General features: G+C 67.6%; 29 protein-coding genes. 5 read left to right on the forward strand and 24 right to left on the reverse strand.

Translation table 11 applies throughout. The features are described 5' to 3' along the window. The first annotated feature begins 219 nt into the window (after positions 1 to 219). Positions 220 to 2,898: a DivIVA domain-containing protein gene (locus OH146_RS03455; protein ID WP_265157406.1), complete on the forward strand. Its 2,679-nt coding sequence runs from the start codon at positions 220 to 222 to the stop codon at positions 2,896 to 2,898. A gap of 17 nt (positions 2,899 to 2,915) precedes the next feature. Next, positions 2,916 to 3,959 carry an AI-2E family transporter gene (locus OH146_RS03460; RefSeq protein ID WP_265157408.1) on the forward strand — a complete coding sequence of 348 codons (1,044 nt, stop codon included), beginning with the start codon at positions 2,916 to 2,918 and terminating at the stop codon, positions 3,957 to 3,959. Here the strand turns inward: OH146_RS03460 and OH146_RS03465 are convergent. The 10 genes from OH146_RS03465 to OH146_RS03510 form a co-directional block, all read right to left on the reverse strand. After that, complete coding sequence (locus tag OH146_RS03465) at positions 3,956 to 4,678, reverse strand: alpha/beta hydrolase (RefSeq protein WP_265157410.1); 723 nt, start codon at positions 4,676 to 4,678, stop codon at positions 3,956 to 3,958. The two genes, OH146_RS03460 and OH146_RS03465, sit on opposite strands and share 4 nt — an antisense overlap. Positions 4,679 to 4,687: 9 nt before the next feature. Further along, complete coding sequence (locus tag OH146_RS03470; RefSeq protein WP_265157412.1) at positions 4,688 to 4,981, reverse strand: Rv1322 family protein; 294 nt, start codon at positions 4,979 to 4,981, stop codon at positions 4,688 to 4,690. A 13-nt stretch (positions 4,982 to 4,994) separates the two neighbouring features. Next, positions 4,995 to 5,573, reverse strand: a complete 579-nt coding sequence (locus tag OH146_RS03475; RefSeq protein WP_265157414.1) for an aggregation-promoting factor C-terminal-like domain-containing protein — start codon at positions 5,571 to 5,573, stop codon at positions 4,995 to 4,997. A 146-nt stretch (positions 5,574 to 5,719) separates the two neighbouring features. Beyond that, the gene (locus tag OH146_RS03480) at positions 5,720 to 6,280 is read right to left on the reverse strand and encodes a DivIVA domain-containing protein (RefSeq protein WP_265157416.1); all 561 of its coding nucleotides are present in this window, start codon (positions 6,278 to 6,280) and stop codon (positions 5,720 to 5,722) included. 34 nt (positions 6,281 to 6,314) lie between these two features. Beyond that, positions 6,315 to 7,301, reverse strand: coding sequence for a phosphatidate cytidylyltransferase (locus tag OH146_RS03485; protein WP_308214939.1), 987 nt, complete (start codon positions 7,299 to 7,301; stop codon positions 6,315 to 6,317). Further along, positions 7,302 to 7,856 (reverse strand): ribosome recycling factor, encoded by a 555-nt coding sequence (gene frr / locus OH146_RS03490; protein ID WP_265157418.1) that lies wholly within the window; start codon positions 7,854 to 7,856, stop codon positions 7,302 to 7,304. A 58-nt stretch (positions 7,857 to 7,914) separates the two neighbouring features. Further along, positions 7,915 to 8,631 (reverse strand): UMP kinase, encoded by a 717-nt coding sequence (gene pyrH / locus OH146_RS03495; RefSeq protein ID WP_265157420.1) that lies wholly within the window; start codon positions 8,629 to 8,631, stop codon positions 7,915 to 7,917. A 99-nt stretch (positions 8,632 to 8,730) separates the two neighbouring features. Next, positions 8,731 to 9,558: a translation elongation factor Ts gene (gene tsf, locus OH146_RS03500; protein WP_265157422.1), complete on the reverse strand. Its 828-nt coding sequence runs from the start codon at positions 9,556 to 9,558 to the stop codon at positions 8,731 to 8,733. A 36-nt stretch (positions 9,559 to 9,594) separates the two neighbouring features. After that, positions 9,595 to 10,530 carry a 30S ribosomal protein S2 gene (gene rpsB / locus OH146_RS03505; protein ID WP_265157424.1) on the reverse strand — a complete coding sequence of 312 codons (936 nt, stop codon included), beginning with the start codon at positions 10,528 to 10,530 and terminating at the stop codon, positions 9,595 to 9,597. Between the two features lie 241 nt (positions 10,531 to 10,771). Beyond that, complete coding sequence (locus OH146_RS03510) at positions 10,772 to 12,457, reverse strand: BCCT family transporter (protein ID WP_265157426.1); 1,686 nt, start codon at positions 12,455 to 12,457, stop codon at positions 10,772 to 10,774. 135 nt (positions 12,458 to 12,592) lie between these two features. On the opposite strand from OH146_RS03510, the gene OH146_RS03515 reads away from it, so the two are divergent. Continuing rightward, a complete protein-coding gene (locus OH146_RS03515) occupies positions 12,593 to 13,162 on the forward strand; it encodes a murein hydrolase activator EnvC family protein (protein WP_265157428.1) in 570 nt (189 codons plus the stop codon). A gap of 13 nt (positions 13,163 to 13,175) precedes the next feature. Here the strand turns inward: OH146_RS03515 and OH146_RS03520 are convergent, their stop codons facing one another. The 6 genes from OH146_RS03520 to OH146_RS03545 all read right to left on the reverse strand — a co-directional run bounded on the left by OH146_RS03520 (position 13,176) and on the right by OH146_RS03545 (position 19,313). Then, positions 13,176 to 14,180, reverse strand: a complete 1,005-nt coding sequence (locus OH146_RS03520; RefSeq protein WP_265157430.1) for an FKBP-type peptidyl-prolyl cis-trans isomerase — start codon at positions 14,178 to 14,180, stop codon at positions 13,176 to 13,178. Between the two features lie 122 nt (positions 14,181 to 14,302). Continuing rightward, positions 14,303 to 15,214, reverse strand: a complete 912-nt coding sequence (locus OH146_RS03525; protein ID WP_265157432.1) for a tyrosine-type recombinase/integrase — start codon at positions 15,212 to 15,214, stop codon at positions 14,303 to 14,305. Position 15,215: 1 nt separating this feature from the next. Further along, on the reverse strand, positions 15,216 to 16,142 hold the full coding sequence (locus tag OH146_RS03530; RefSeq protein ID WP_265157434.1) for a phosphodiesterase: 927 nt from the start codon (positions 16,140 to 16,142) through the stop codon (positions 15,216 to 15,218). Positions 16,143 to 16,195: 53 nt separating this feature from the next. After that, positions 16,196 to 17,416 carry a DNA-processing protein DprA gene (gene dprA / locus OH146_RS03535; RefSeq protein WP_265157436.1) on the reverse strand — a complete coding sequence of 407 codons (1,221 nt, stop codon included), beginning with the start codon at positions 17,414 to 17,416 and terminating at the stop codon, positions 16,196 to 16,198. Next, positions 17,413 to 18,942: a YifB family Mg chelatase-like AAA ATPase gene (locus tag OH146_RS03540; RefSeq protein ID WP_265157437.1), complete on the reverse strand. Its 1,530-nt coding sequence runs from the start codon at positions 18,940 to 18,942 to the stop codon at positions 17,413 to 17,415. Before OH146_RS03540 ends, dprA begins: the two co-directional genes overlap by 4 nt. Continuing rightward, positions 18,942 to 19,313: a YraN family protein gene (locus tag OH146_RS03545; protein WP_265157440.1), complete on the reverse strand. Its 372-nt coding sequence runs from the start codon at positions 19,311 to 19,313 to the stop codon at positions 18,942 to 18,944. The genes OH146_RS03540 and OH146_RS03545 overlap by 1 nt, the downstream gene beginning before the upstream one ends. 161 nt (positions 19,314 to 19,474) lie before the next feature. On the opposite strand from OH146_RS03545, the gene OH146_RS03550 reads away from it, so the two are divergent. Beyond that, entirely contained in the window at positions 19,475 to 20,740 is a 1,266-nt protein-coding gene (locus tag OH146_RS03550) for an LCP family protein (RefSeq protein WP_265157442.1), read from the forward strand. Positions 20,741 to 20,798: 58 nt separating this feature from the next. Here OH146_RS03550 and OH146_RS03555 read toward each other — a convergent pair whose 3' ends face one another. The 5 genes from OH146_RS03555 to OH146_RS03575 form a co-directional block, all read right to left on the reverse strand. After that, on the reverse strand, positions 20,799 to 21,122 hold the full coding sequence (locus tag OH146_RS03555) for a DUF2469 family protein (protein WP_265157444.1): 324 nt from the start codon (positions 21,120 to 21,122) through the stop codon (positions 20,799 to 20,801). 38 nt (positions 21,123 to 21,160) lie between these two features. After that, entirely contained in the window at positions 21,161 to 21,883 is a 723-nt protein-coding gene (gene rnhB / locus OH146_RS03560; RefSeq protein ID WP_265157447.1) for a ribonuclease HII, read from the reverse strand. A 1-nt stretch (position 21,884) separates the two neighbouring features. Then, positions 21,885 to 22,634, reverse strand: a complete 750-nt coding sequence (gene lepB / locus OH146_RS03565) for a signal peptidase I (protein ID WP_265157449.1) — start codon at positions 22,632 to 22,634, stop codon at positions 21,885 to 21,887. Positions 22,635 to 22,717: 83 nt separating this feature from the next. After that, positions 22,718 to 23,065 (reverse strand): 50S ribosomal protein L19, encoded by a 348-nt coding sequence (gene rplS / locus OH146_RS03570; protein WP_265157451.1) that lies wholly within the window; start codon positions 23,063 to 23,065, stop codon positions 22,718 to 22,720. A gap of 156 nt (positions 23,066 to 23,221) precedes the next feature. Continuing rightward, entirely contained in the window at positions 23,222 to 23,743 is a 522-nt protein-coding gene (locus tag OH146_RS03575) for a hypothetical protein (protein ID WP_265157453.1), read from the reverse strand. Positions 23,744 to 23,813: 70 nt separating this feature from the next. On the opposite strand from OH146_RS03575, the gene OH146_RS03580 reads away from it, so the two are divergent. Next, on the forward strand, positions 23,814 to 24,785 hold the full coding sequence (locus OH146_RS03580; RefSeq protein ID WP_265157455.1) for a TIGR03557 family F420-dependent LLM class oxidoreductase: 972 nt from the start codon (positions 23,814 to 23,816) through the stop codon (positions 24,783 to 24,785). Between the two features lie 52 nt (positions 24,786 to 24,837). Here OH146_RS03580 and trmD read toward each other — a convergent pair whose 3' ends face one another. From trmD to OH146_RS03595, 3 genes are read right to left on the reverse strand one after another with little or no spacing between them, the layout of a single operon-like run. Next, complete coding sequence (trmD, locus tag OH146_RS03585) at positions 24,838 to 25,548, reverse strand: tRNA (guanosine(37)-N1)-methyltransferase TrmD (protein ID WP_265157457.1); 711 nt, start codon at positions 25,546 to 25,548, stop codon at positions 24,838 to 24,840. 9 nt (positions 25,549 to 25,557) lie between these two features. Continuing rightward, positions 25,558 to 26,337: a sirohydrochlorin chelatase gene (locus OH146_RS03590; protein ID WP_265157459.1), complete on the reverse strand. Its 780-nt coding sequence runs from the start codon at positions 26,335 to 26,337 to the stop codon at positions 25,558 to 25,560. Continuing rightward, positions 26,334 to 26,741 (reverse strand): nitrite reductase (NAD(P)H) small subunit, encoded by a 408-nt coding sequence (locus OH146_RS03595; protein WP_265157461.1) that lies wholly within the window; start codon positions 26,739 to 26,741, stop codon positions 26,334 to 26,336. Before OH146_RS03595 ends, OH146_RS03590 begins: the two co-directional genes overlap by 4 nt. Between the last annotated feature and the right edge of the window lie 24 nt (positions 26,742 to 26,765).

A 26,765-nucleotide genomic window follows, 5' to 3' on the forward strand; every position in this document is an offset into this window, starting at 1 on the left:
CTCCACACCCGCGCGGCGCCCCTGCAACGGCAGGAGCGGCCTGGCACAGACATTCCAGACTAGTTCAGCGAGTCTGGATGCCGCCTAACAGGCGGCTGGATGCCGAAGCGCCCGGCATGCAGATGACAATACCTCGGGCATGGCCCCAAAGGGCACTGGGGCTAAACTCGGCACCGGGGCCAGTCGACGCTGGTGCCGCCTCGACCACAGGAGAAGACCGTGCCCATCGACGAGGGATCGTTCAGCACAACCATGCGCGGCTACAACCGCGAGGAGGTCGACACAGCCCTCCAGGACCTGCGCCGCGAACTCATCAAGGCCAACAGCGACAAGGCGGATGCTGCCAAGGAGATCAAGCGTCTCAAAGCCACCGTCGACGACCTGCAGGCCGAACTCGACGAGACCGGCAGCCCCACATATACGGGACTCGGTACGAAGCTCGAAAACACACTCCGCGTCGCCGAGGAGCAGTCGACGCGCCTCATCAGCCAGGCTGACATCGACGCCGAGAAGCTGCGCAGCAGCGTGCAGGCAGAGGTCCAGGCAGTGCGGAAGGAAGCCGCCGAGGCCGCCGATCGGCTGATTGCGGATGCCACAGCCCGCGCCGAGGCGATGCTCGCGAACGCGCGGGCCGACGCCGACGACCTCGTGACCCGGGCCCGCACGGAGGCCGAGACCGCGACGCAGGACGCCCTGCGCGAGGCAGCGAGCATCCGCGGCGCTGTTGCCACAGAAGCCGCAGAGGTACGCACGACGGCGAAGCGCGAGGCGGCAGCCCTGCGCGCGGAGGCGGAGCGCGAAGCCGCCGAGCTGCGGGTCGTTGTGGAGCGGGAGGCGAGCGAGGCCCGAGACGCCGCCGCGAGCCTCGCGCGAGAGACGGAGCGCGCCCGCGCGGAGTTCACGGCCGAGAACGAGAAGCAGCGCGGCGACCTCGAGCGCGAGATCGAGCAGAAGCGCACCGACCTCGACCGCCACGTCGAGCAGACCCGCAGCGAGCTCGCGGCCACTGTCGAGCAGACCCGGGCGGAACTCGAGCGCGAGATCACGGAAGCACGGACCGCCCTCGAACTCGACACGACCGAGGCGCGGGGCGCCCTCGAACGCGACACAGCCGAGGCACGAGGCGCCCTCGAACGCGAGACGGCGGAGGCCCACGCGACCCTCGCCCGCGAGACCGCCGAGGCTCGCGCGCAGCTCGCAACCGAGACAGCCGACGCCCACGCTGAGCTCGAGCGAGAGACGACAGAGCAGAGAGCCGCCCTCGAGCACGAGATCACCACCCGTCGCAGCGAGCTCGACCGCGAGATCACGCGTCGCCGCGAGGAACTCGAGCAGCAAATCGCCGACAGCACGGCCGCCATTACTCATGAGGTTGCCACGAAGCGCGCCGAGATCGATCGCGAGGTCGAGGCAAAGCGCACCGCAATCGACGCGGAGGTCGGGCAGAAGCGCTCGGAGCTTGAGCGCGACATTGCCGCTCAGCGAAGTGAGATCGACGCGGAAGTCGCGGCGAAGCGCGCCGACATCGACGACGAGGTCGACACGAAGCGCGCGCAGATCGACGCTGAAGTCGCAGCGAAGGCCGCGCAGATCGACGCCGACGTCACAGCGAAGGCAACGCAGATCGACGCCGAGGTCGCGGCCAAGCGAGCAGCGATCGACGGCGAGGTCGAAGCGAAGCGCGCCGCCATCGACGCCGAAGTCGCCACCACTCGCGCGGACCTCGAGCAGGAGGTGGAGAGCGCACGCATCGAGCTCGATGCCGAAATCACCGCCAAGCAGGCCGAGGTCGATCGTGAGGTGAGCGCGTCGCGCGCCGCCATCGAGCGCTATGTGGAGACCAGACGGAGCGAGATCGACGCCGAGGTCGAAGCGAAGCGCGCCGCCACCGACGCCGAGGTGTCAGCCAAACGCGAGGACATCGATCTCGAGGTCGAGACCAAGAAGAGCGCGGTCGACCGTGAGGTCGCTGCCGCGCGCGCGGAGCTGGAGCGCGACATTGCGGAGGAGCGGGGACGCCTGCACGACGACACCACGCGCACCCGCAGCGAGCTGGAGACAGAGGCCACGCGCATCCGCAGCGTCCTCGAACAGGAGGCGGAGAAGGTGCGCGCCGCCCTGGAGCTCGAGTCGACGCAGAGCCGAGCCGACCTTGAGCGGGAGATAACGACCGCTCGCAGCGCCCTTCACGAGGAGATCAGTCGCGCACGCGGCGAGCTTGAGGAGGACAGCACGCGGGCTCGCGCCGAGCTGGAAATCGAGATCGCCGAGCGACGTGCCGCCGTCGAAGAAGAGACGAGCACGGCCCTCAGCTCTCTTCGCCGCGACGTGGAGCAGCAGCGCACTGACCTGGCCCGGGACATCGAGGCGCAGCGGGCAGCCCTCAAGCACGAGGATGAGACGGTGCGCGCGGCCCTCGCGGCAGAGGCCGACGAGGCCCGCACGACGATCGCCCGCGAGACCGAACAGGCGCGCATCGACCTCGACGTCGAACTCAAGGCGCGCCGCGACGAGGCGGAGAAGGAGTTCCTCGCCAAGCAGCAGGAGGCGGTTGCGCAGACCCAGAAGTACCTGGAGGAGGCGCAGTCTCAGCTTGCCGAGGCAACCAAGCGGGCCGCCGAACGACGCGCCGAGGCCGACGCTCTCGAATCCGAGTCGAAGGCGGAGGCCCGCCGACTACGCGAGGAGAGCTCCGCCACCGCTGCGGAGATCCTCGCCAATGCGGAGAACCGCGCCCGCGCCATCGTGGAGCAGGCCGAGACCCACGCGGCTCAGCTCGTGTCGGACGCCGAGGAGCGGCTCGCCAAGATTAGGATCGAGCGAGAGGCCGTCGCCGGATACTTCGAGAACCTTCGCGGCATGCTCAAGGAGGCCGAGAGGCTCTCCAGCGACGACTGACCACGCGAGGGGGCCGGATGAAGATCCAGAACGCATTTCGATTCGGGCTTTTCGGCGGGCTCGGAGTGCTCGTTGCGATCGGCATCGGGGCCGCAGTCGGCAGCCTCGCGACGATCCTCACCTACATCGGGGCCGCGCTCTTCATCGCCCTGGGGCTCGACCCCCTTGTCTCCTTTCTCGAGCGCAAACGGTTCCCGCGCTGGGCTGCCATCCTGACCGTGCTGGCCGGGGTCGTCGCCGCCGCCACCGGTCTCGTCTTCGCCCTCATTCCCGTGATCGTCGAGCAGGTCGAGCGTCTCGTCGAGCAGGTACTCGATCTCATCCTGCTCTTCCAGAACGGTGACCTCGTCCAGGAGGTGCAGCGCAACTTCCCCGCGCTCAACGTGCCCCTCGTACTCGAGGAGATCACTAAGTTCATCGAGGAGCTCGACGTCTTCGATATCGGTGGCGGCGTGCTGCAGGCGGGCATCAACATCGCGACGGCAGCCTTCGGCGCCGTCATCATCCTGATCCTCACCCTCTACTTCGTCTCATCCCTGCACAGCATGAAGCGTGGCATCTACCAGCTCGTGCCGGCGTCGAAGCGGGGCAAGTTCATCGACATCGCCGAGCAGGTCATTGAATCGGTGGGTCGCTATGTGGTCGGCCAGGCCACCCTCGCGCTCATCAACGGCGTCCTGAGCTTCATCTTCCTGTCGATCATCGGCGCGAAGTACTCCGTGCTCCTCGCCTTCATCGCCTTCCTCTTCAGCCTCGTCCCGCTCGTCGGAACGCTGACGGGCTCGACCATCATCGTGCTCGGGGTGCTCGCCTTCAACGGGTGGCCCACCGTGCTGATCGCGGCGATCTACTACCTCGTCTACATGCAGGTCGAGGCCTACCTCATCAACCCGCGCATCATGAACCGGGCCGTCAAGGTGCCCGGGGTGCTCGTCGTGATCGCCGCCCTCGCCGGCGGAGCCCTCCTCGGCGTCCTGGGCGCCCTCGTCGCGATCCCCGTTGCCGCGTCGATACTGATCGTCGTGAAGCAGGTCTTCATCCCGCGGCAGAACGAGCTCTAGGCCGGCCAGGTCGTCGGCAGCGGCATCCGCTCGGGGTTCAGTCGTTCGACGATCTCACCCAGTACGCGGCGGGTCTGCTTCTCCCCCACCCAGAGGTGCTTGCCCTCCTCGACGGCCACGAGTTCCGCATCCGGCACGACCGAGAAGCGCTCCCGGGCCTCCTCAGGGCGCAGGAAGTCGTCGAGCTCCGGCACGACCGCCACCATAGGGATGCCCGTGCCTGCCCACGCGGCCAACTCCTCCTGGCTCGTGCGGTGCAGGGGCGGCGACAGCAGGATGAGCCCGGCGATCTCGTGCCCACGCCCATGCTTGAGGGCCACCTCGGTGCCGAACGACCAGCCGACGAGCCAGGGCACGGGGAGCCCGCGCTCGCGCACGAAGTCGACCGCGGCACGAAGGTCGAATGCCTCGGCGATGCCGTCGCCGAACGAACCCTCGCTCGTGCCCCGCGGCGAGGACGTGCCACGGAAGTTGAAGCGCAGCACCGCGATGTCCGCGAGGGCGGGCAGCCTCGCCGCCGCCTTGCGGAGGATGTGCGAGTCCATGAATCCCCCCGCCGTCGGCAGCGGGTGTAACGCGAGCATGGTTGCGACCGGGTCAGCGTCGACGGGCAGGGCCAGCTCGCCCACGAGCGTGAGCCCATCGGCCGTGTGCAGCTCGATCTCCTCCCGCCGCGCGGGAAGCTCGACGCCCGCCTTGATCTCGATCGTCTCCGTCACTCTCGCTCCCTACGTGATCTTCCAACAGTGAGTGTGCCAGTGCCGCCGCTCCGCCAGCGCATGCTCATCACCAAGCATCGCGTCGGCCCGCCACGCCACGACATGGGCCGTCCCCGGCGTGATGGGCGCGGGGCAGGCGGGGCACGTGTAGGTCTTGACGGCGGATGCCGCGGCCACAGGCTGCACGACCCACTCCCGCCCGCGCTTCACCTCTGTGCGCCTGCCGCCGAGTATCGACGCCGAGAGGTCGCGGTCCTCCCCGCTCGACCTGCGACGTCCGCGCGGACGGTTCGATCGGGGCATCGTCCCAGTCTAGTTAGTACCAGCCCTTGGCCTGGCTCGCCCCCCACGCGCCGCACGGGGTCTGGTAGCGCGCCTGGATGTATCCGAGGCCCCAGGTGATCTGCGTCGCAGGATTCGTTGCCCAGTCTGCGCCCGCCGAAGCCATCTTGTTGCCGGGGAGGGCCTGCGGAATGCCATAGGCACCACTCGACGGGTTGTGAGCGAAGGTGTTCCAGCCGGACTCCTTGTTCCACAGCGCCACGAGGCAGTCGTACTCGCCCGTGCCCCACCCTCGGGCGGCCACCATCTCGAAGGCGATCGCTTTAGCGGAGCCGGGGTCCGGGGTACCCGCCGCGGGCGCACCCGACGCCACCTTCGGCGGCGGCGGAGGAACGTAGGCTTTCACGGCAAAGGTGTCGCGGCCGAGGGGCTCGATGGCGACGGCCTGCACCCGAAGCGACTGGGCGACATCCGCATCGGCCTGCACCGTGGCATCCGCGCCAGCCTGGGCCGTCTGCGGGGCATTGGGAGCGACGACAGACACGAGCATGACGCCGGCAGCAACCGTGAAGGCGAAAAACTGCAACGCGAGACGCCCGTGCGAGCGCGACACAGCGCGGGCCTCCGCCCGGCGCCCCGCCCCCGCGGGACGTGCACGATGACTCTGCGCACGATGATTGGCTCGCCTACTCACAGTGAAGAGACCCTATCCCACTCCCCTGCAAAAGCACAGATTTCCGGACAGGAGCGGCTGCACTCTCACTCGACAGAGCGGATGATCTCGATGACGGCGTCGAGCAGCATGTCGACCTGAGCCTCACGGTAGCCGCCACGCTGCGGATGAAATGCTGCAGAGCGGATGTCCGAGACCTCGAGAGGCGCCCCCCGGGTGAGGTAGGCGAAGATGCGCTCGGCGAGAGCATCGACCTCATGGCGTCGGTAGCCGCGAGCGAGCAGGCTCACGCGAGCGAAGCGCTCCCCCGCCGGGCGCGAGAGCCGGTCGACGATCTCCTGCGCCACCTCGCGCTTCTCCGCGAGGAGCGCCGCCTCGCCCCCCTGGGCTGCGAGCCGCTGCCGCTCCCGCATCGCAAAGGCGTCCTCGAGACGCTCGAGCGCCGCATCCACCGCCTCGGGCGAATAGCCGCCCTTCTTCATGGCGAAGGCCGTCTCCCGAATCTGCCACGCACTGATCGCTGAGATCTCGCCGCGCTCCGCCGTATAGGCGCGCCGAGCATCCTCGAGGAAGTCTTCGACCTGCTCGATGTCGTAGCCAAGGCGATTCCGGCGGGTCTTCGGGAAGGTAGTGCTCACGGCGTCCATTCTGCCCTACTGGGCCGAAGGGACCGTGGCGGGCTCACCCGAACAGGTAGAAGAGCACCCAGGCGCCAGCCGCGCTGGGCAGGATCGAGTCGAGGCGATCCAGGAACCCGCCGTGGCCCGGCAGCCACGTGCTGATGTCCTTGATGCCGAGATCACGCTTGATCAGCGATTCGGTGAGGTCGCCGATCGTCGCCGTGAAGATCATTGTGAGACCGAAGATGACGCCCACCCACCAGGGCCGGTCGAGAAGCAGGACAGTCAGCAGGATGCCCGCGACCTGCGTCGCTACGACGGCGCCCGCCAGGCCCTCCCAGGTCTTGCCCGGACTGATGTGGGGCGCCATCTTGTGGCGGCCGAAACTGAGCCCCGTGGCGTAGGCGCCGATGTCGGCTGCGACGACCGTGATGATGAACGCGAGCACCCAGCGTTCCCCACCGTCCTGAGCCGTCAGAAGCACCGCGAAACCCGCCATGAAGGGTATGTAGACCTGCACGAGTGTGCCCCCGACGATGTCTCGCCAGAAGTCGATTGCGCTTCCGCGATGGCTCGGCCGCACAAGCTCGACCGTGCGCCACAGGGCGACGAATGCGATTCCCGCGAGAGCCGCGTACCACTTGCCGTCGGCCCCGAGGTAGAAGGCGACGGGCACAGCCGCCACGGCCGCAAGGACCGTGGGCAGACGTGGCACGTTCCGCCCTGCGAAGCGCAAAGCGCTCGCGAGCTCGAACGCGGTGAAGGCGACGAGGGCACCCGCAAAGAGCATGAAGAGCTCCTTGAGCACCATCAGGCTCAGCAGTAGAAGCGCCCCGAGGCCCAAGCCGATCGCAGTGGCAGCGAAAAGATTGCGCCCCGCTCGCGCCTCGATGCGCTCGTTCGTCGCCTCGATCTGCGCGCGGCGCACCTCGAACTGCGCCCGCAGATCGTCCGCGGTTGCGTGCGCGCGCGCCTCGAACTCGTCGCGCCTCGACTGCGCGCGGCCGGAACGCGGCGCGGGGGCGGGGCCGTCCGACTCCTCAGCCATTCAGACCTCGAGCAGCTCGGCTTCCTTCTTCTTGAGTGCCTCGTCGACCGCATCGATGTGCGTCTTCGTGATCGCCTCAAGCTCCTTCTCACCGCGCGCGATCTCGTCCTCGCCGACCTCGGATTTCAGCGCATCGAGGTCGTCCTTGGACCGGCGGCGGATGTTCCGGATCGACACGCGTGCATCCTCACCCTTCGAGCGCACCAGCTTGACGTACTCCTTGCGCCGCTCCTCGGTGAGCTCCGGCAGCACAGCACGGATGATGTTGCCGTCATTGCCGACGTTGGCGCCGAGGTGCTCAGCCTTCACGATCGCCTTCTCAATCTCCTTGAGAGCCGACTTGTCGAAGGGGGTGATGATGAGCATCCGCGCCTCAGGGTTGTTCATCGTCGCCAGCTGGCCGAGCGGAGTCGGGGTCCCGTAGTAGTCCACGAGAAGCTTCTGGAAGAGGGCCGGGTTGGCGCGGCCCGTACGGACGTTCGCGAAGTCCTCCTTCGCCGCATCGACCGACTTGCCCATCTTCTCCTTGGCCTCGGCCAAAACGTCGCTGATCACTGGTGCTCCTTCTCGTCTCAAGCGAGTGTACCGGCGCCGTCGACCGGTGAATGTACGGCTAGTTGCTGACGCGGGTGCCGATCTCCTCGCCGCGGATGGCGGCGGCGACGTTGCCGGACGGCTCCATCCCGAAGACCACCATGGGCATGCCGTTGTCCATGCAGAGGCTGAAGGCGGTCGAGTCGACGACCTTGAGACCCTGCACGAGCGCCTCCTGGTACGTCACCCGCTCGAGTTTCGCGGCCGCGTCGTTCTTGCGCGGGTCGTCGTCGTAGACGCCGTCCACTCCGTTCTTGGCAACGAGCACGACATCTGCGCCGATCTCCAGCGCCCGCTGCGCCGCAACCGTGTCGGTCGAGAAATAGGGAAGCCCTGCGCCCGCTCCGAAGATGACGACGCGCCCCTTCTCAAGGTGCCGCTCGGCGCGCAGCGGGATGTAGGGCTCGGCAACCTGCGTCATCGTGATGGCGGACTGCACGCGGGTCGCCGCCCCTGCCTGCTCAAGAAAATCCTGAAGGGCGAGCGCGTTCATGACCGTGCCGAGCATCCCCATGTAGTCGGCCCGACCCCGCTCCATGCCGCGCTGGCTCAGCTCAGCACCGCGGAAGAAGTTGCCGCCGCCCACGACGATCGCGACCTCGACCTCGGTCGCGGCCTCCGCGATCTCCCGTGCGAGGCTGCTCACGACATCCGGATTGACCCCCAGCTGACCGGCTCCGAATGCCTCCCCCGAGAGTTTGAGAAGAACCCTCCGCCTACCCGTCACAGATGTCATGCTCTCTCCCTCGATGTCGTGCTTACAGGCTATTGCGTCTGCCCGCGAAAAGGGGGTCCGCGACGCTGCGCGCCACGGACCCCCTCATCGGCTATTCGATCAGGCGCCGACCTTGAAGCGGGCAAAGCCTGTCAGGGTGATGCCGGCGTCCTGCGCAACCTTGGCGATCGTCACCTTGTTGTCGCGGGCGTAGTCCTGCTCGAGCAGGGCGACCTGCTTGTAGTAGGCGCCGAGACGACCCTCGATGATCTTCGGCAGGGCGGCCTCAGGCTTGCCCTCGCCACGGCTGATCTCCTCGACGATGCGGCGCTCGTTCTCGACGTCGGCCTCCGGCACGTCCTCCCGCGAGAGGACGGCGGGGTTAGCGAAGGAGATGTGCTGCGCGATGCCGCGCGCCACCTCGGCGTTGTCGCCCGAGTAACCGAGGACGACGCCGATCTGGGGCGGGAGGTCCTTGCTGGTCTTGTGCAGGTAGATCTCGAAGCTCTCGGCCTCGACCACGGCCACGCGGCGCAGCTCGAACTTCTCGCCGATGACGGCGGCCTCCTCATCGATCGCCGCGGCGACCGTCTTGCCGCCGAGATCGGCCGCGAGGGCCTCCTCGACCGTCTTGGCACCCGCGGCGGCCACAGCGTCGAGCACGCGCTCGCTCAGGGCGATGAACTTGTCACCCTTCGCGACGAAGTCCGTCTCGCAGGCGAGCTCGATCATCGTGGCGCTGCCGTCGCCTGCCTTCGCCGCGACGACACCCTCGCTCGTGGAACGGTCCGCACGCTTCGCGTTGCCCTTCGCACCCTTGAGGCGAAGGAGCTCGGTGGCCTTCTCGAGGTCACCGCCCGCCTCGACGAGCGCGTTCTTCGTGTCGACCATGCCCGTGCCGAGACGCTCGCGCAGGGTCTTGATGTCTTCCAGGCTGAAATCTGCCATGGGAACTCCTTGTTGCTAGTGGTCTGCTGGCCAGTGCTACTTCGCGTCGGTGGCGGGAGCCTTCTCCGACTCGCTCGCCTCAGCCTCGATCTTGTCCTCGGCCTCAGCCTTCGACTCGGGCGAGTGCTCGGGGGTCACGTCGCTGTCGGCGGGCTTCTCGGCGACCTGCGCGTCCGCGTCGTTCTCGGCGGTCATCGCGCCGACGCCCTCGGTCTGACCGAGCAGCTCGGCCTCCCACTCGGCGAGCGGCTCGACGGCGGAGACGTTGCCCTCGTCGGCGCCCTGGTGACGCTGAATGAGGCCCTCGGCGGCAGCATCCGCAATGATGCGGGTCAGCAGGCTGACGGAGCGGATCGCGTCGTCGTTGCCCGGGATCGGGTACTGCACCTCGTCGGGGTCGCAGTTGGAGTCGAGGATCGCGATGACGGGGATGCCGAGCTTCTTGGCCTCGTCGATCGCGAGGTGCTCCTTCTTGGTGTCGACGACCCAGATGGCCGACGGCGTCTTGGAGAGGTTGCGGATGCCGCCGAGCGACTTGTGCAGCTTGTCGAGCTCACGCTTCTTGATGAGGAGCTCCTTCTTGGTGAAGCCCTTCGTCGTGTCGTCGAAGTCGAGCTCCTCGAGCTCCTTCATGCGAGCGAGACGCTTGCTGACCGTCTGGAAGTTGGTGAGGAGGCCACCGAGCCAACGCTGGTTGACGTAGGGCTGGCCGACGCGCTGGGCCTGCTCGGCAATCGCGTTCTGCGCCTGCTTCTTGGTGCCGACGAAGAGGATCGTGCCGCCGTGAGCGACCGTCTCCTTGACGTAGTCATACGTCTTGTCGATGTAGGCGAGCGACTGCTGCAGGTCGATGATGTGGCTGCCCGAGCGCTCCGTGAGGATGAAGCGCTTCATCTTGGGGTTCCAGCGACGGGTCTGGTGTCCGAAGTGAACACCGCTGTCGAGCAGCTGGCGAATGGTGACGACGGCCATGGCCGTACTCCTTTTCTTGCACGACGGCAGGTGACGGCGGTCGTGCATCTTCTCAGTTGACTTCGCGCCGGGTGGCGCAGAACCTGGTGCCCGGCGCGCATCCGCCCCTGTCGCCTCGCGGCGGGGATGGGGACCGAGTGGATGCGGTGGCCTGATGGGCACGCGTAGTCACCCCGACGAGTCGGGATGCAGCGCCAACTATATCACCCGCAGTCGAGATCCACGGGGCTGTCGGGTCTGCTCAGAAGACGTCTGGTTCGTGATGGTCGCGTTGGGTTTGGCGCCGGCCCAGAAAGAACGGTCTGCGCGGCTCTCGTTCGCTCGGTTCATCAACCTCGAGGCCGTAGTACATGCCGATGCGGTCCACGAAGGAGTCCCGCTGGGCGCGCTCGTACGCACGATGCTCGCGACTAAAGGCGACGACCGTGGCCCAGCAGATGAGCAGCATGACGACGCTGAAGGGCAGCGCGGTCGTGATCGCGGCGGTCTTGAGCGCATCGAGGCCGCCCGAGAGCAGTAGACCGATCGCCACGAGTGCCGTGACGACGGCGAAGAACACGCGAATCAGACTCTTCGGCTCGGGCTGACCGCCCGTCGCGATCATGCCCATGACAAGCGAACCCGAGTCCGATGAGGTGACGAAGAAGACGGCGATCAACAGGATCGCCCCGAAGGTGAGAACGGTACCAGCGGGCAAGCCCTCCAGCAGGATGAACAGGGACCCTTCGAGATCGACCGAGCCGTCGGCACCGACGAGACCGCCGCGCCCGGCGATCTCCCGATAGATCGCCGCGCCGCCCAGCACGCTGAACCAGAGGAACGTGAGCGCTGTCGGAACGATCAGCACACCGGCGATGAACTGGCGGACTGTACGGCCGCGGGAGATTCGAGCGATGAAGATCCCGACAAAGGGAGCCCAGGACATCCACCAGCCCCAGTAGAAGGTCGTCCAGTTCGCCTGCCACTCCTCGCCCTCGGCCCCCGTGAATGCGCTCACAGTGAAGGCGAGACCGAGGAAGTTCTGCAGATATGCGCCGATCGACTGCACGAAGTCACGCAGCAGGAACTGCGTCGGCCCCGCGAAGAGAACGAAGAGAAGCAGGAGTGCAGCGACGACGAGGTTGGTGTTCGACAGCCACTTCATCCCTCGCTTCACGCCCGTCACGAGGGAGAAGATCGTGATGATCGTGATGACAACGATGATGACGATCTGAGCGAAGATCGAGCTCTCAGCGATACCCGCGCTCTCGAGGCCAGCGCTGATCTGCAGGACGCCGAGGCCGAGCGATGTCGCGACACCGAAGAGAGTGCCGACCAGGGCGATGATGTCGATCACGTTGCCCCAACCGCCCCTCACGCGCCGCCCGAGCAACGGCTCGAGCGCCCAGCGGATCGATACAGGCCGGCCACGACGGTGGATCGCGTAGGCGAGCGCGAGACCGATCACGACGTAGATCGCCCATGCGTGGAACCCCCAGTGGAGGAAGGTCTGAGACAGGGCCGCCTGGGCGAGCTGGCTCTGGTCGCCGCTCACGCCGGGTCGCGGGTTGGCGAAGTGACTGAGAGGTTCCGCAACGCCATAGAACACGAGGCCGATGCCCATGCCCGCTGCGAAGAGCAGCGCCAGCCATGACATGACGGAGAACTCCGGCTCGTCGGAGTCCTTGCCCAACTTGATGTCGCCGAAACGACTGAAGCCCATCCAAAGGGCGAAGAACACAAAGAGTGCCGCGATGAGCACGTAGTACCAACTGAAGTTGCGCACGATGAGCCCTTGAAGGCCGGCGAAGAGTGCCTCCGCGGACTCAGGCGCGATCAGTGCATAGGCGACGAAGACGGTGACGAGCACTGCCGATGGCCAGAACACCCACCCCTTAACAACCGTGGAAGGGGCAGTCGGGACATGGGTGGTCTCACTTGTCGCCATGACTGCCATGGTGCCCCGGTGTGGCACATCACAACAGTGGCCGAATGCTCCTCCACCGCCTTCTGCGACTCACGGCTTCCACAGACGACGTGCTTGAGCCGAGGGGCCAGTACCGAACTCCCCCAGTATTGCCACATGTCGCTTTCGCCGCCGAGGACCGTCTCCCGGTTCATCATTCTCGCGGGCCTCGTCATCGTCTCCATCGCCCCCACGGGCACCGGCTCGACGATTATGAGGGACGGCCCCGCACTGGCCGGCAGCGGCCGGGCGGCGGAAGCGACATCCCAATTCTGGCTCTGGCCCGTCACCGGGCCAAGGAGAGTGGTCAGGACCTATCAGGCACCGCCGACGCCGTACGCTGCGGGGCATCGAGGGATCGACATCGCCGTGGGCGTCGGAGGCGTAGTGCGCGCTCCCGAAGAAGGGGTGGTGCACTTTGCGGGAATGGTCGCGGGCCGCCCCGTAGTCTCACTGCGCCACGACGGCGGCCTCATCTCAAGCGTCGAGCCGGTGGAGTCGACACTCAAGGCGGGCGACGTCGTTGCCCGCGGTGACCCGATCGGCACGCTCTGGGCCGAGACCTCTCACTGCCCAGCATCGTGCCTCCACTTGGGAGTGCGGCGTCACGGTGAGTACGTCTCGCCCCTGAACTATCTCGGCGGCATCCCGCGCTCCGTGCTGTTGCCGCCGCGACCCGTCGCGTGAGCGGTCTAAAGGATCAGTTCCCGGTCGTGCCGAGGACGTCCACCACGAAGACCAGAGTGTCGGTGCCCGAGATGCCGGCGCTCGGGTTGCCGTTCTCGCCATAGCCGTAGCTCGGAGGGATGACAACCACAATCTGGCTGCCCACCGGCTGCCCCACGAGTGCGGCACCGAATCCCGGGATCACCTGGTTGGTGGCGAAGGTCGCGGGCGAACCTCCGGGCCAGGAGGAGTCGAAGGTCTCCCCCGTGGTCCAGTTGACGCCCGTGTAGTGCACCTCGACGCTGTCGCCCTCGCTCACGACATCGCCATCGCCCTCCGAGAGCACGGCAAGCGTGAGCTCGGCCGGCGGCTCGGCGTCGGGGATCGTCACGGTGGGCACGCCGTCATCGCCGTAGACGACCGAGGGCATACCCTCGGAGCCTGGTTCGACCGTCGTGATCTCTGCCGTGATGTCACGCGGTTCGACAACATCCATGACGAACACGAGAGCATCGTCCGCGCCGACGCCGAAGGCCTCGTTTCCTGTCTCACCGAATGCGTCCTCCGGGGGAACCACCGCGACGATGCGCTCACCAAGAACGGAGCAGTTGAGTGCCTCGACGATTCCCGGCAGATAGAGCGACTCGTCGAGCTCGAACGGCACGCGGTCCGACTCTTCCGTGTGCCCCGTTGTCTCGATCTGCTCGCCCGTGGAGCCGTTGTAGAGCGTGTAGGACACCGTCACGGTGTCCCCGAGGACGGCGGCCTCACTCCCCTCCCCCTCGATGACGACGGTGCGCTGAGTGCTCTCGGCGTCGAGAGGCGTGTCGAAGCTCACCTCGGGTGCCTCGCCGAGATCACCCTCGACGTTGACGGAGTCCGAGGCCTCACCCGAGGGTGCGCAGTCCGCAGCGGCACCCGTGCCGCCATCCGTGTCTTCCCCGTCCGCTGAGCAGGCGCTGAGGGTCAGTGTTGAGACAATCCCGAGCGCCAGGACGGCGGGGAGAGCGCGGCGGGTGGAAAGGGCGGAACGACGCACGGGGAACCTTTGGTGGGAGAGACGGGTGGGATGGTGTGGCCTGCAAGTATTCATCGGCCGCCCCAAGAATGTCACTGTTTCGGCTTTGCAAGTGCTGGGAGCCCCTCGCGAACCGCCGAGAGTCACGCCCTCGGATGCGCGGCCCGATAGGAGTCCCGCAGCCGGTCGAGCGAGACGTGCGTGTAGATCTGGGTCGTGCCCAGGCTTGCGTGCCCGAGCATCTCCTGCACGGCTCGGAGATCGGCGCCCCCGTCGAGGAGGTGGGTCGCCGCCGTGTGGCGGAGCGAGTGGGGGCCCGAGGGTCCGCTGCCGGGTATCGAAGCGAGGCATCTTGAGACAAGGCTGTAGACGGCTCTCGTGCCGAGGCGACCACCGCGATCCGCGATGAAGACCGCCCGAGCGGCGTCGTCACGAGAGTTCTGCAGGAGTGCGGGGCGCGCCGTCTCGAGATAGGCCAGGAGCGCACGCTTCGCCGGTGCACCGAAGGGCACGACACGCTCCTTCGCGCCCTTTCCTGTCACTCGGGCTGTGAGCCGGCCGAGGTCGAGTCGGTCGAGGTCGAGGCCGACGACCTCGCTGACGCGGAGGGCGGAGGCATAGAGGAGCTCGGCGACGGCGAGATCGCGAACCGCGCTCGGGTGGCCCGTGCTCGCGCGATCCGCGAGCGAGGCGAGCAGGCCGTCGATCTGCTCGCGGGTGAGGACCCGGGGAAGGTGACGGTCAGGGCGCGGCGCGCGGAGGCGAGCCGCGACATCCGCGCCGTCATGCTGCCGCAGGTGCCACTCGCTGAGGCCCCGCGCTGCTGCGGCGCGCCGGGCCAGCGAGGCCTTCGCAAGGCCTCGCTGCGATTCGGTCCAGAGCCAGTCGCGCAGCATTTCGAGGGACAGTTCGTCCATGGATTCGACACCCTGCTCCTCGGCAAAGCCGGAGAGGGCGCGCAGATCGGTGCCGTAGGCGCGCACCGTGTTGTCGCTGAAGCCGCGCTCGTGCGTGAGGTGCCGCAGGTAGGCGTCGATCGCGGCGTCGAGTCGCATCTCAGCTCGCCGGCTCAGTGCCGAGGTTGAACGGCGAGTCCTTCTTGGAGAACATCGCGATGCGCTCATCGGGCGACATCGCCTCGATCTGTGCGCGGTGTTCTGCGTCGACGCCGGAGATCTCGGGGCTGTCGCCGATGGGAATGAGGGAGTGGACGATGCGATCCGGGTAAGCGTGGACGATGTTGATCGACTGGCCGGCGTCGCGCCCAGAGAGCAGCCGGTCCTTCGCGCTGAGGTCGAGGGTGTAGCACGTGGCGGCGGCGACCGAGACGGGGATGCCGGCGACGAGGCTGTGCGAGGAGTAGTGCAAATGGCCCGCGAGGATGCTGCGCACATCCGTGCCCTCGATGACCTCGACGAAGCGGTGCTGGTCGTGCAGTTCGAGCATCTGCATCGCCCACAGCAAGGGTGTGGGGATGGGCGGGTGGTGCACGGCGATGAGGGTGCCGTGCTCTGCGGGCGTCGCAAGCACGTCGCCGAGCCATTCGAGTTGCTCCTCGCTGAGCGCGCCGTGATGGTAGCCGGGGACCGTCGTGTCGAGGGAGATGATGCGAAGGCCGCGGATGTCATACACCCGGTCCTGCGGCGCTTGCGAGCCTTCACCGAAGAGTGCCCGCGAGTACTGCAGGCGCTCATCGTGGTTTCCCATGACCCACACCACCTGGGCGCCCATGCGTTCGGCGACCGGCTCGACGGTTGCGCGCAGCCGCTCGTAGGCTTCCGGCTCGCCCAGGTCGGCCAGGTCGCCCGTGAAGACGAGCGCCTCCGGGCGGATGTCTGACCGCTCGAGCTGCGCCAGGGCCTTGCCCAGGTTCTGCTCTGTGTCGACAGCCCCGTAGAGCTTGCGCCCGCCAGCAAGGAAGTGGGGGTCGCTGATGTGGGCGATGACGTGGGAAGGATCTGGGTGTTGTCCGAGGGGGATCACGCGAACAGGCTAGTCGCGCCCCGCCGCGAACCGCCATCACCCCTGGCCCGTGTTCACGTTCTCACCCACCCACGCTCGCGTTCCTCGACGACGCCATCGAACGCGAGAAGTCCGAGCTGCGCCTGGGTCTCCCCCGGCGAGAGGCCAGCTCGCGACGCCACGTCCTCCGCAGTACGGGGCGATCGGCGGCTGAGTGCGTCGAGAACCCGGATGCTTCGAGGATCGCTCGCACGGTCGAGGCCGGCTTCGCTCTGCACACCGGGCACCTCCCCACTGCCACCGACTGCTCCCGGCACGAGCTCCGCCATCTCCGCGGCCGTCGTGACGCACACGGCATCGAAGTCGCGGATCAGGCGATGGCAACCCGCGGAGGCAGGGCTCGTGACAGGACCCGGCACGGCGCCCAGGGGCCGCCCGAGCGCGGCAGCGTGGCCGGCAGTATTGAGGGAGCCAGATCTCCACCCCGCCTCGAGCACGACAGTCGCTTGGCTAGCTGCCGCGATGAGGCGGTTCCGCTGGAGGAATCGCCACTTGCTCGGTTGCGCCCCCGGCGGCAGCTCTGTCAGGACGGCGCCCTCCTTCACCATGCGCGTCAGAAGGGCGTCGTGTCCCGAAGGATAGAAGCGGTCCACCCCTCCCGCGAGGAAAGCGACCGTGACCCCCGCGCTCGCCAGGGCAGCCCGGTGTGCCATCCCGTCGATGCCGTAGGCGGCGCCTGAGACGATCGCGAAGCCGCGGTCGGCCAGACCGGCGGATGCCTCCATCGTGACGTGTTCCCCGTAACCCGTGGCGGCGCGTGCTCCTACGAGGGCGATCGAGCGGCTCAGGGCGGCGAGCGCAGCGTCGCTTCCCCGAACCCAGAGCGCGAGCGGCGCGTGGTGCCCGAGGTCGTCGAGCCCCGCCGGCCACAGCGGATCGCCGGGAACCAAGAGGCGCGCGCCGATGCGGGCTCCCTGCCGCAGAGAGAGGAGCGCGGCGGGAGGCTTGAGCCGTGGCATCCACCGTTGGAGCGCCTTCTCCACCTCGTCGACGGAGAGCGCATCGACAGCGGCCGCGATGCGCGGGGCGTCCCAGCTCTCCACCAGCGCCGTCAGCGCGAGTTCCGCTCCGAGCGCCTCCACGAGCGCCCCCGCGATACGGTCGCCCGGCTCCGCGATGCCCGACCAACTCGCACGTGCGAAAGTCGCGACGCCCTCCTCACGGTCGACATCGTGGCCACGCAGGGCGCGGCAAGGCGCGCGAAGCTCGCCCTCGGGAAGACCGAACAGTGTCATGACATGCCTCGTCTCAGGAAAAGCGCCCGGCCAACGTGCTCGGGCGCGAGCGTGGGTGAATCGTCAAGGTCAGCGAGGGTCCACGCGGTTCGCAATACCCGGTCATAGCCGCGCATCGTGATGCCACCGCGCTCGAGAGCACGGTCGAGAGCGGCGGTCGTGGCAGGCGAGGGTCGGATGCCGTCGCTGCGCAGCCAGGCCCCCGCGACATGGGCATTGACCGACCACGGTGTATCTCGCAGGCGATGCCGGGCGCGTTCTCGTGCGCGCAGCACGTCTCCACGGGCGTCGCTCGTGCGGATGCCACCGCCCCTGCCCAATCTCAACTCGGTCGCCGTGACGCGGGTCACGCGCAGCTGGATATCGATGCGGTCGAGGAGCGGCCCGGAGAGGCGAGCGAGGTAGCGGCGGCGGGCGTGGGGCGTGCACGCGCAGGCGGCATCCTTGGCGCCGTACTGGCCGCAGGGGCAGGGGTTGGCGGCGAGGATGAGCTGAAAGCGCCCAGGGAAGGTCGCGACCGCGTTCGCCCGGTGAATCGTGATGGTGCCGGACTCGAGAGGTTGTCGCAGGGCGTCGAGGACGGAGGAGGAGAACTCCGGTGCCTCGTCGAGAAAGAGCACCCCGTGAGAGGCGCGGGCCGCCGCGCCGGGACGGATGACGCCGCTGCCGCCGCCCACGAGCGATGCCGCGGTCGCCGTGTGGTGCGGGGCCTCGAAGGGCGGCCGCGTCTGAAGAGTCGCCCCGACGGGACGACCGGTGAGGGAACGGAGTGAACTCACCTCGAGAGCCTGATCCTGCTCGAGTGGCGGCAGGATGCCGGGCAATCGCTCGGCAAGCATCGTCTTGCCCGCACCCGGCGGACCGAGCATGAACATGTGATGGCCGCCGGCGGCAGCGGCGATGAGGGCCTGCACGGCATCGGGGTTGCCGACGACATCCTCAAGGTCGGGAACTGCGGCGTTCTCGGTCGCCGTCTCGGGGACCGTCAGCGCCTCCACGGGCAGGGGGTCCAGCTCCGCGCCGTGCCAGATGGCGGCGTCGCGCAGTGAGGCCACGGCGACGACACGGATTCCGCCGACGAGCGAGGCCTCGCCCTCGTTACCGGCGGGCACCATGACGACCTCTGCACCGGTGCGAGCCGCCGCGACGACAGAGGGCAGGATTCCCGGGGTCGGCCTCAACCTTCCATCGAGCCCTAACTCCCCCACGTGCACGACACGCTCGACTGATTCGGCCGAGACCGCGCCGTCGGCGGCGAGCGCCGCGAGCGCGATCGCGAGGTCGAAGCCGGAGCCGTGCTTGGGCAGGGCGGCCGGCGAAAGGTTGACGGTGATCTTGCGGCTGGCAAGCGGGCAGCCCGAGTTGGAGGCCGCCGCGCGCACGCGTTCGCGAGCTTCGCCGAGTGCCGCGTCCGGCAGGCCGATGAGAGTGAAGCCGGGAAGCGTGTTGGAGATGTCGGCCTCGACCTCGACGAGTTCCCCCGTGAGGCCGAGCAGGGCGATGGCACGGGTACGTCCGACGGCCATCAGTACACCCGCTGCAGGTGCTCGACGACGGGGGTTGCCCCGCGCCGACGGACGATCGCGATGGCATCGATACGGATGCTGCGGCGCCCGTGTGCTCCCTCAGCAGTCGGGTTGGCGTCGCACCAAGCGAGCGCGAGCCTGCGGAGGCGGGCGAGCTTGGCCGCCGTGATGGCTTCGAGGGGATGTCCGAAGCCGAGGCCGGAGCGCGTCTTGACCTCGACGAAGACGGTGTCGCGGCCGTCAAAGGCGACGATGTCGATCTCGCCCTGCTCGCACCTCCAGTTTCGTTCGAGGATCGTGTAGCCGGCCCTCGTGAGGAATACCGCCGCGTGCTCCTCGCCCCAACGACCTAGTTCGCCTTTCACAGCCATGAAAACCTCCTGCGTCGAGCTTCTCGATCCGAAGGGAGCGAAATCGCCGTGCACGCGTCAGCTGGTGACAGCGGGAGGAGGACACCGCTGTGGAGGAGTGTGTGGATCGCGACCGCGAGTCACATCCCGCACACAGCATCCGCCGCATAAGATTTCGCGCTGTGACTTCTGAACCCGCCCGCCGTCGACGCGCATCCGGCCGCTCGCCCATCGCCCGCCATGGCCGCTTGCCCCGGCATGGCGTCGCTCGCGGCATGCTCGGACTTGTCGGCGCGGCTCTCGCCGTGACGCTCGTGAGCACCCTCACGGTTGCCGGCGTCGCGGTCGCGAGTATCACGAGCCAGATCAAGCCGGGCATCGAGCTGGCCGGTGAGGAGAACGTGCCCGACATCGGCGCTATCGAGGGCGGCGTGAACCTGCTGCTGGTGGGCAGCGACAGCGGCGGCGGCAATGCTGCCTATGGCGAGCGCGGTCAACACCTCAACGATGTCACGATCCTCCTCCACATCTCTGAGGACCACACGCACGCCACCGTCGTGAGCTTCCCCCGCGACCTCTTCGTCTCAATCCCCTCGTGTCCTCGCGAGGACGGTGACGGGAGCTACAGCGCCATGAGCTCCCAGAAGATCAACACCTCCCTCACATACGGCGGCCTCGCGTGCACCGTGCTCACGGTCGAGGAGCTGACGGGCCTGAGCATCCCCTACGCCGCCCTGATCGAGTTCGACGGCGTCATCCAGATGTCGAACGCGGTCGGCGGTGTGCCCGTCTGTGTCGCGAGCGACATCAACGACCGCCAGATCAACTTTTCCCTCGCGGCGGGCGAGCACGTGCTCTCAGGCTTCGAGGCGCTCCAGTTCGTGCGCTCCCGCTATGGCGTCGGCGACGGCAGCGACCTCGCGCGCATCAGCAACCAGCAGGTGTTCCTCTCCTCGCTCGCACGGACGATCAAGAGCGCCGACACCCTCTCCGACCCGGTCAAGGTCTACGGTCTCGCCCAGGCTGCGGTGCAGAACATGGAGATGTCGAACAGCCTCCAGAACGTCACGACGCTCGCCTCGATCGCCCTCGCACTCAAGGACATCCCGTTGGAGCGGGTCACCTTCGCGCAGCTCCCCACCTACTACGGCAACAGCGGCAGCCAGAGCGGCGTGCTGCTGAGGACGGATGACGCGCAGGACCTCTTCGACGCCCTCATCGCCGACCTTCCCGTCGCGATCACAGGGTCACTCGGAGACGGCGCCGTGGCTGACCCCTCCGTGCCCGTCGAGAGTGAGACGCCGGCCGAGACGACCGACCCCGCTGAGCCCAGCGAAACCGCCACCCCGGGCGAAAGCGCTGCCCCGGAGGATTCCGGCGTAGTGCAGCTTCCCGACTCGATCACGGGATCCTCCGCCGCGACCCACTCCTGCTCCGCGGGCCAGTAGCGAAGCAGGGACCGACAAGAACGCGCCCCCGAGGGAGAACGGCCCGCAGACGACGCGATTACTCGTCGAGTGCGAGCTCCTTCGGCAGCTCGAGCTCCTTGGCGTTGAGTTCCTCAACGTTGACGTCCTTGAAGGTCAGCACGCGGACCGCCTTGACGAAGCGGTCGGAACGATAGACGTCCCAGACCCACACGTCCTTCATCGACAGCTCGAAGTAGAAGTCGTGCTCCGTGTCCTGCCGGATCAGCTCGACCTCGTTGGCGAGGTAGAAGCGCCGTTCGGTCTCGACGACATAGCGAAACTGGGAGACCACGTCGCGGTACTCGCGGAACAGGGCCAGCTCGACCTCACGGTCGTAGTCTTCGAACTCGTCTTCGTCCATAGCGGGTCAATCCTACGCGCTTCAGTCGAGGAACCGATTCAGGACGGGGTGACGGATGCCTGCCCACGGATGGCCCCGAGGGAGACGACGTCGTCAGCACCCTCGAGTCCGTCGAGCAGGCTCGGCGGCCTTAGCCACGTCTGGCGGTGGAGCTCCGAGGGGCCGAGCGCGTCGATCGCGGCGTAGTGGGCCGCGCTACCGTAGCCCTTGTTGCCGCTCCAGCCATAACCGGGGATGCGAGCATCCGCATCGATCATCATCCGATCGCGGTGCACCTTCGCGATGACGGATGCTGCCGAGACGGAGGCACAGTCGCGGTCGGCCTTGACCCTCGGCACAACCGTGAGGGGTGCGGGCGAGTGGGCCGTGAGCCAGTCGAAGTGACCGTCGAGAATGACCGAGCACTCCTCGAGGGGAACGCCCGCCTCGACAAGGCTCGACAGGGCGCGGGACCCGGCCAGACCGAGGCAGGCCGTGATGCCCAGTCGGTCGACTTCCTCCGCGGTCGCAAGGCCTACCGCGTAGTGGAGGCTCCAGCTACGCGCGAGCGGTTCGAGCGCCTCCCGGCGGCGCTCCGTGAGGAGCTTCGAATCCCGCAAACCCTCGGGGATGCGGGGCATCCGTGGACCAACGACGGACATGCCCACCCCGACGGGGCCCGCGATCGCCCCACGACCCACCTCGTCGACGCCGATGACGTAGCGCGCACCCTCGCGGTGCATGCCACGCTCGATCCTGAGGTTCGGCGACGCGGTCGCCATGTCAGCCGACAGCCTGGGGGTCGTCGACACCCTCGAAGACCTCGGGGTAGTTGTCGAGCCAGGCCCAGTGACTGCTCGGCCAGCTGACCATGATGGCTCGGCCCACGACATTGTCGCGGGGCACGAAGCCACGGCTCGGCCCCGTCGCGTTGCAGCGCGAGTCACACGAGTTGTAGCGGTTGTCACCCATGACCCAGAGCGAATCCTCGGGAACCGTCACGGCGAAGTCGTCCTTGGAGACCTTCGTTACCCGCTCGGGCAGCTTGAGGTAGGGCTCGTCGAGAGGCACGCCATTGACAGAGAGCTGGCCGAAGGAATTGCAGCAGGCGACCTCGTCGCCGGGCAACCCGATGACGCGCTTGATGAGGTGATCGTTGCTGTCGGGAGCGCTCAGCCCCACGACCGAGAGAACCCAATCAATCGCCTCGACGATCGCCGGACGCTCCTCTGTGGGCATGGGCTGAAGCCAGCCGCCCGGGTCGCGGAACACGATGACATCGCCGTGCTCGAGCGCGACCACGTCGGGCACGAGCTGGTTGACGATGATCCGGTCATTGATCTGCAGCGTGTTCTCCATCGACGCGGACGGGATGTAAAACGACCGCACGAGGAACGTCTTGATGCCCACCGAGATGATGACGGCAGCGATGAAGATGAGGACGAGGTCCCGGAGGAACAGCAACGCGCTGCGACGTCGGCGACCGGATGGTGCGTCGGCTGCGGCATCCGCCGACGAAGAATTCTGTGACATTAAACCCCTGAGCTCCCCGCCAGTTTATGTGGTGGGGAGCTCAGGTGAACACGTTTGCGGCGTGCGTCGAAGAATGCGGGAGATCAGCTCTCGCGCTTCTCCTTGATCTTCGCCTTCTTGCCGCGGAGCTCACGCAGGTAGTAGAGCTTGGCGCGACGGACGTCACCGCGCGTGACGACCTCGATGTGGTCGATGACGGGCGAGTGGACGGGGAACGTGCGCTCCACGCCGACCTGGAAGCTCACCTTGCGAACCGTGAACGTCTCGCGGACACCCTGGCCCTGACGAGCGATGACGACGCCCTGGAAGATCTGGATACGCGAGCGGTTGCCCTCGATGATGTTGACGTGCACCTTGACGGTGTCACCGGCGCGGAACTCCGGAATGTCGGAGCGGAGTGAGGCCGCGTCGACCGCGTCGAGAATATTCATGGTGATTCGCTCTCTGCGACCGCCACAGGTCGACCGCGTTCTCAGTACTGCAGAAAGTGGAGTGGTGCCGAAGAACTGCCGGCTCCCCTGTGGCAGAGCCGTGCGCAGGCACAAACACTCATTCTGCCATAGCCCGGCGCCTGCGTGCCAATCGGGTCAGCGGTCGCCGCCCTGCTCTGCGGGCGGCTCAATACGGATGACCTGCCCCCGCAGGGGCGCGTCGGGCGTCGCCCCGCGGGCCGGATACATCGGGCTCGTGCGGTGCTGCTGCACCGACTGCACATTGGCCTCGATGTCGTCGATGACGGCCCGAACGCGTCGCCGCGTCTCGAGCGCCCACTGGATGATGGCAGACCAGAAGGCGGCGACTCCCACGATGAGCACGAAGAGCAGCATGGGTGCCGGGATCGCGAAGGGAGAAGCGGCGATGAGGGCGAGCCACAGCCCGATAATTGCGACGTCGACCCATGAGACGGCACCCTCGACACGCACCTGTCGGCGGATCCAGGTGAGGAAGAATACGACGGCAAGGCCCACCGCAAGTGCGATCCCGACGAGCGGCACCGCGAGGAGCCCGATATCGTCCCACCCGCGGATGCCCGCCACGAGCATGTACCAGAGGGGCAGCACGACGGGCGCCCACCGCAGGGCGACGTAGATGGCGCGCCGAAAAGCCATGGGTCAAGGGTACCTTCGGGTTGCCTGCAAGAACGTTGACGATTCAGTCGCCCGGGACCACCGTCGGAGCATGACACGCTTCGGATACACCCTCATGACCGAGCAGAGCGGACCGCGCGAACTCGTGCAGTACGCCGTCGCCGCCGAGAACGTCGGATTCGACTTCGAAGTGTCGAGCGACCACTACTCCCCCTGGCTCACGGAGCAGGGGCACTCCCCCTACGCGTGGGCGACGTTGGGCGCGGTCGCGCACGCGACCAATCGGGTCGAGCTCGCAACGTACGTCACGTGTCCGACCATCCGCTACCACCCTGCTCTGGTCGCCCAGAAGTCTGCGACGCTCCAGCTCCTCGCCGAGGGCCGCTTCATTCTGGGACTCGGGGCGGGCGAGAATCTCAATGAGCACGTCGTGGGCGAAGGCTGGCCGATGGTGGATGCTCGGCACGACATGCTCGAAGAGGCCGTCCAGATCATCCGCGCGCTGCACTCGGGAGACCTCGTCACCTGGGAGGGCCAGTACTTCCGCGTCGACTCGGGCCGCATCTGGGACATGCCGGACGAGGGCGTGCCGATCGGGATCGCCGTCTCGGGTGGCAAGTCGGTCTCTCGCCTCGCACCCCTCGCCGATCACATGATCACGACCGAGCCGGACGGCGAACTGGTCTCCTCCTGGCGGGATGCCGCCAGCGCGGGACCGGATGCTCGCATCATCGGACAGGTGCCGATCTGCTGGGCGCCGGACAAGGATGCCGGTGTCGAGCTCGCCCACGAGCAGTTCCGCTGGTTCGGGGGCGGATGGAAGGTCAACGCCGACCTGCCGACCCCTGCTGGCTTCGCGGCGGCCACGACCTTCGTGCGGCAGGAGGACGTGGCCCAGGCGATCGCCTGCGGTCCGGACCTCGACGACCTCGCGGAAAGCGTGAAGCCGTTCCTCGAGGCCGGCTTCACGGACCTCGCCCTCGTGCAGGTGGGCGATCGCTATCAGGAGCAGTTCCTTGCCGAGGCGGCCGAGCCGCTGCTCGAGAAGCTTCGCGCCCTGTGACAGTGGGCCCGGTGGCAGAGCATCGGTGACGCGTGCCCGCCCCCTGAGCGAGTCAGTCCAGCGCGGGAGGCGGCAGCAGTTCGGGACGTACGCGTCGCGTGCGCTCAACGCGCTGCTCGTAGCGCCAGGCGGCGATCGCCGCATGGTTGCCGCTCAACAGCACGGGCGGCACCTCGAGGCCCCGCCATGAGGCCGGCTTGGTATAGCTGGGGTACTCCAGCAGGCCCTCCTCATGGCTCTCCTCCACGAGACTCTCGGGGTTGCCGACCATGCCGGGAACGAGCCGGGTGATTGCCTCGATCATCGCCATCGTCGCGACCTCACCGCCGTTGAGCACATAGTCGCCGAGGCTGAGCAGGCGCACTCGCGCGCGCGTGGCCGTGTGCTCGAACACGCGCTGATCAATGCCCTCGTAACGACCGCATCCGAAGACCAGATGTCGCGCGGTGGCGAGCTCCCGGGCCGTTGCCTGGGTGAAGAGCTCGCCCGCGGGCGAGGGAAAGACGACGGTGGTCTCGGTCTCCGCGTCTCCCCCGTCGCCGAGGATGCTGTCGATCGCCTCCCCCCACGGCTCCGGTTTCATGACCATGCCAGCGCCACCGCCGTAAGGCGTGTCGTCGACCGTGCGGTGGCGGTCGTGGGTGTGATCGCGCAGGTCGTGGACGGCCACATCGATCAGGCCGCTCTGGCGCGCTTTGCCGAGCAGCGAGACGTCGAGCACGGAGAAGAACTCGGGGAAGATCGTGACGATGTCGATGCGCACCCGCAAAGTCTATGCAAGGCCCAGCGGCACTCCGGGATCCGTGCTGGCGCCCGTTCTCTCCAGCCTGAGGCGCCCGCTACGGTAGCGCTCCAGCACGACCTCGATGATCGAGGCATCCGGCGGCTCGTGGGCGGTCAGGAGAGGCGGCGAGACGAGGTCGGCCTGGGATGCTGCCGCGAGATCGGCGAAATAGCCAGGGGCAAGCAGGTAGGTGCTCACGATCACTCGGGAGCAGGGATACGCCAGACGCTCCTGCTGAACCGCCTCGGCGACGCTCGGCCCCGCGGCTGAGAGGAAGCCGACCCGCACGGGCGCCCCGAGCGAGGCGCCGAGCATCCGCCCCATCTCGAGGCAGTCCTCGACGGCCCGATCGTCGCTCGAACCGGCACACGCCAGCACGATGCGATCGGATGCGCGAAGCCCGAGCGTAAGGAGGCGCGCGATGAGAAGGTCGACCAGACGGCGGTCGGGACCGAGGGCATCCGCGAGCACGCAGTCCCTGCTCTCGGAGGCGAGGGTTCTCGTGAGGTCGACATGGACGTGGTAGCCCGCCGACAGCAGCAGCGGCACGACGACCGTCGACGTTCCCTGTGGAAGGGAGTCAAGAGTCGCCTCGACATCGGGCTGCTGCACATCGACGAAGCCGCCCCGGACGGGGACGTCGCCGAGAGCCAGCGCCACCGCGTCGACGAGGGAGGCGACGGCGGACTGGCCGAGGGGCGAGGAAGTGCCGTGCGAGATCGCCGCGAGCGCGATCTCGCCGGCGACCCGACCCTCGCTCCCGGTCACACGGGCACCTCCACCTCGATCACATCGTCGACGATGCGGGTGCGGAAGCATTCGAGAAAGAGGGTCGGGTCGCTGTAGCAGAGGCCCGTCTGCAGGTCATACACCTGCTTCAGAAGGGGCGACGCGATCGTCGGGCGGTGCCCCTCTCCCTCCGCCTTGCGTGAGCCTACGATGCCGCGCGCCATGACGGGCGCTCCCGTGTGGGGATCGAGATGACTCACGGCGTAGAGCTCGTCCGCGAGGGCGACGAGCGCCACCTGGTGACGTCCCGCGAGGGCCGCCTCCGCCCATCCGTTCTCGAGCTCGGCTCTGGGGCACACGGGAACCCATTCGCGCTCGCCTTCGCCCAGGCAGGATGCCTCGTGCTGACGTGAATCGTACTGGCGGGTCTCGAGGAGGGTCATGGGGTCCTTCCGTCGCTGCGGCAC

It is taken from the genome of Homoserinimonas sedimenticola (genome assembly GCF_026094475.1).
Taxonomy (GTDB): Bacteria; Actinomycetota; Actinomycetes; order Actinomycetales; family Microbacteriaceae; genus Homoserinimonas; species Homoserinimonas sedimenticola.

What these genes read in the sequence shown, in the direction of transcription:
- OH146_RS03460 (WP_265157408.1), top strand. Translation starts at nt 2,916, where the DNA reads ATGAAGATCCAGAACGCATTTCGATTCGGGCTTTTCGGCGGGCTCGGA.
- OH146_RS03470 (WP_265157412.1), bottom strand. Translation starts at nt 4,981, where the DNA reads ATGCCCCGATCGAACCGTCCGCGCGGACGTCGCAGGTCGAGCGGGGAG.
- OH146_RS03480 (WP_265157416.1), bottom strand. Translation starts at nt 6,280, where the DNA reads ATGGACGCCGTGAGCACTACCTTCCCGAAGACCCGCCGGAATCGCCTT.
- OH146_RS03485 (WP_308214939.1), bottom strand. Translation starts at nt 7,301, where the DNA reads ATGGCTGAGGAGTCGGACGGCCCCGCCCCCGCGCCGCGTTCCGGCCGC.
- pyrH (WP_265157420.1), bottom strand. Translation starts at nt 8,631, where the DNA reads ATGACATCTGTGACGGGTAGGCGGAGGGTTCTTCTCAAACTCTCGGGG.
- tsf (WP_265157422.1), bottom strand. Translation starts at nt 9,558, where the DNA reads ATGGCAGATTTCAGCCTGGAAGACATCAAGACCCTGCGCGAGCGTCTC.
- rpsB (WP_265157424.1), bottom strand. Translation starts at nt 10,530, where the DNA reads ATGGCCGTCGTCACCATTCGCCAGCTGCTCGACAGCGGTGTTCACTTC.
- OH146_RS03510 (WP_265157426.1), bottom strand. Translation starts at nt 12,457, where the DNA reads ATGGCGACAAGTGAGACCACCCATGTCCCGACTGCCCCTTCCACGGTT.
- OH146_RS03515 (WP_265157428.1), top strand. Translation starts at nt 12,593, where the DNA reads ATGTCGCTTTCGCCGCCGAGGACCGTCTCCCGGTTCATCATTCTCGCG.
- OH146_RS03525 (WP_265157432.1), bottom strand. Translation starts at nt 15,214, where the DNA reads ATGCGACTCGACGCCGCGATCGACGCCTACCTGCGGCACCTCACGCAC.
- dprA (WP_265157436.1), bottom strand. Translation starts at nt 17,416, where the DNA reads ATGACACTGTTCGGTCTTCCCGAGGGCGAGCTTCGCGCGCCTTGCCGC.
- OH146_RS03540 (WP_265157437.1), bottom strand. Translation starts at nt 18,942, where the DNA reads ATGGCCGTCGGACGTACCCGTGCCATCGCCCTGCTCGGCCTCACGGGG.
- OH146_RS03545 (WP_265157440.1), bottom strand. Translation starts at nt 19,313, where the DNA reads ATGGCTGTGAAAGGCGAACTAGGTCGTTGGGGCGAGGAGCACGCGGCG.
- OH146_RS03555 (WP_265157444.1), bottom strand. Translation starts at nt 21,122, where the DNA reads ATGGACGAAGACGAGTTCGAAGACTACGACCGTGAGGTCGAGCTGGCC.
- rnhB (WP_265157447.1), bottom strand. Translation starts at nt 21,883, where the DNA reads ATGGCGACCGCGTCGCCGAACCTCAGGATCGAGCGTGGCATGCACCGC.
- lepB (WP_265157449.1), bottom strand. Translation starts at nt 22,634, where the DNA reads ATGTCACAGAATTCTTCGTCGGCGGATGCCGCAGCCGACGCACCATCC.
- rplS (WP_265157451.1), bottom strand. Translation starts at nt 23,065, where the DNA reads ATGAATATTCTCGACGCGGTCGACGCGGCCTCACTCCGCTCCGACATT.
- OH146_RS03575 (WP_265157453.1), bottom strand. Translation starts at nt 23,743, where the DNA reads ATGGCTTTTCGGCGCGCCATCTACGTCGCCCTGCGGTGGGCGCCCGTC.
- OH146_RS03580 (WP_265157455.1), top strand. Translation starts at nt 23,814, where the DNA reads ATGACACGCTTCGGATACACCCTCATGACCGAGCAGAGCGGACCGCGC.
- OH146_RS03595 (WP_265157461.1), bottom strand. Translation starts at nt 26,741, where the DNA reads ATGACCCTCCTCGAGACCCGCCAGTACGATTCACGTCAGCACGAGGCA.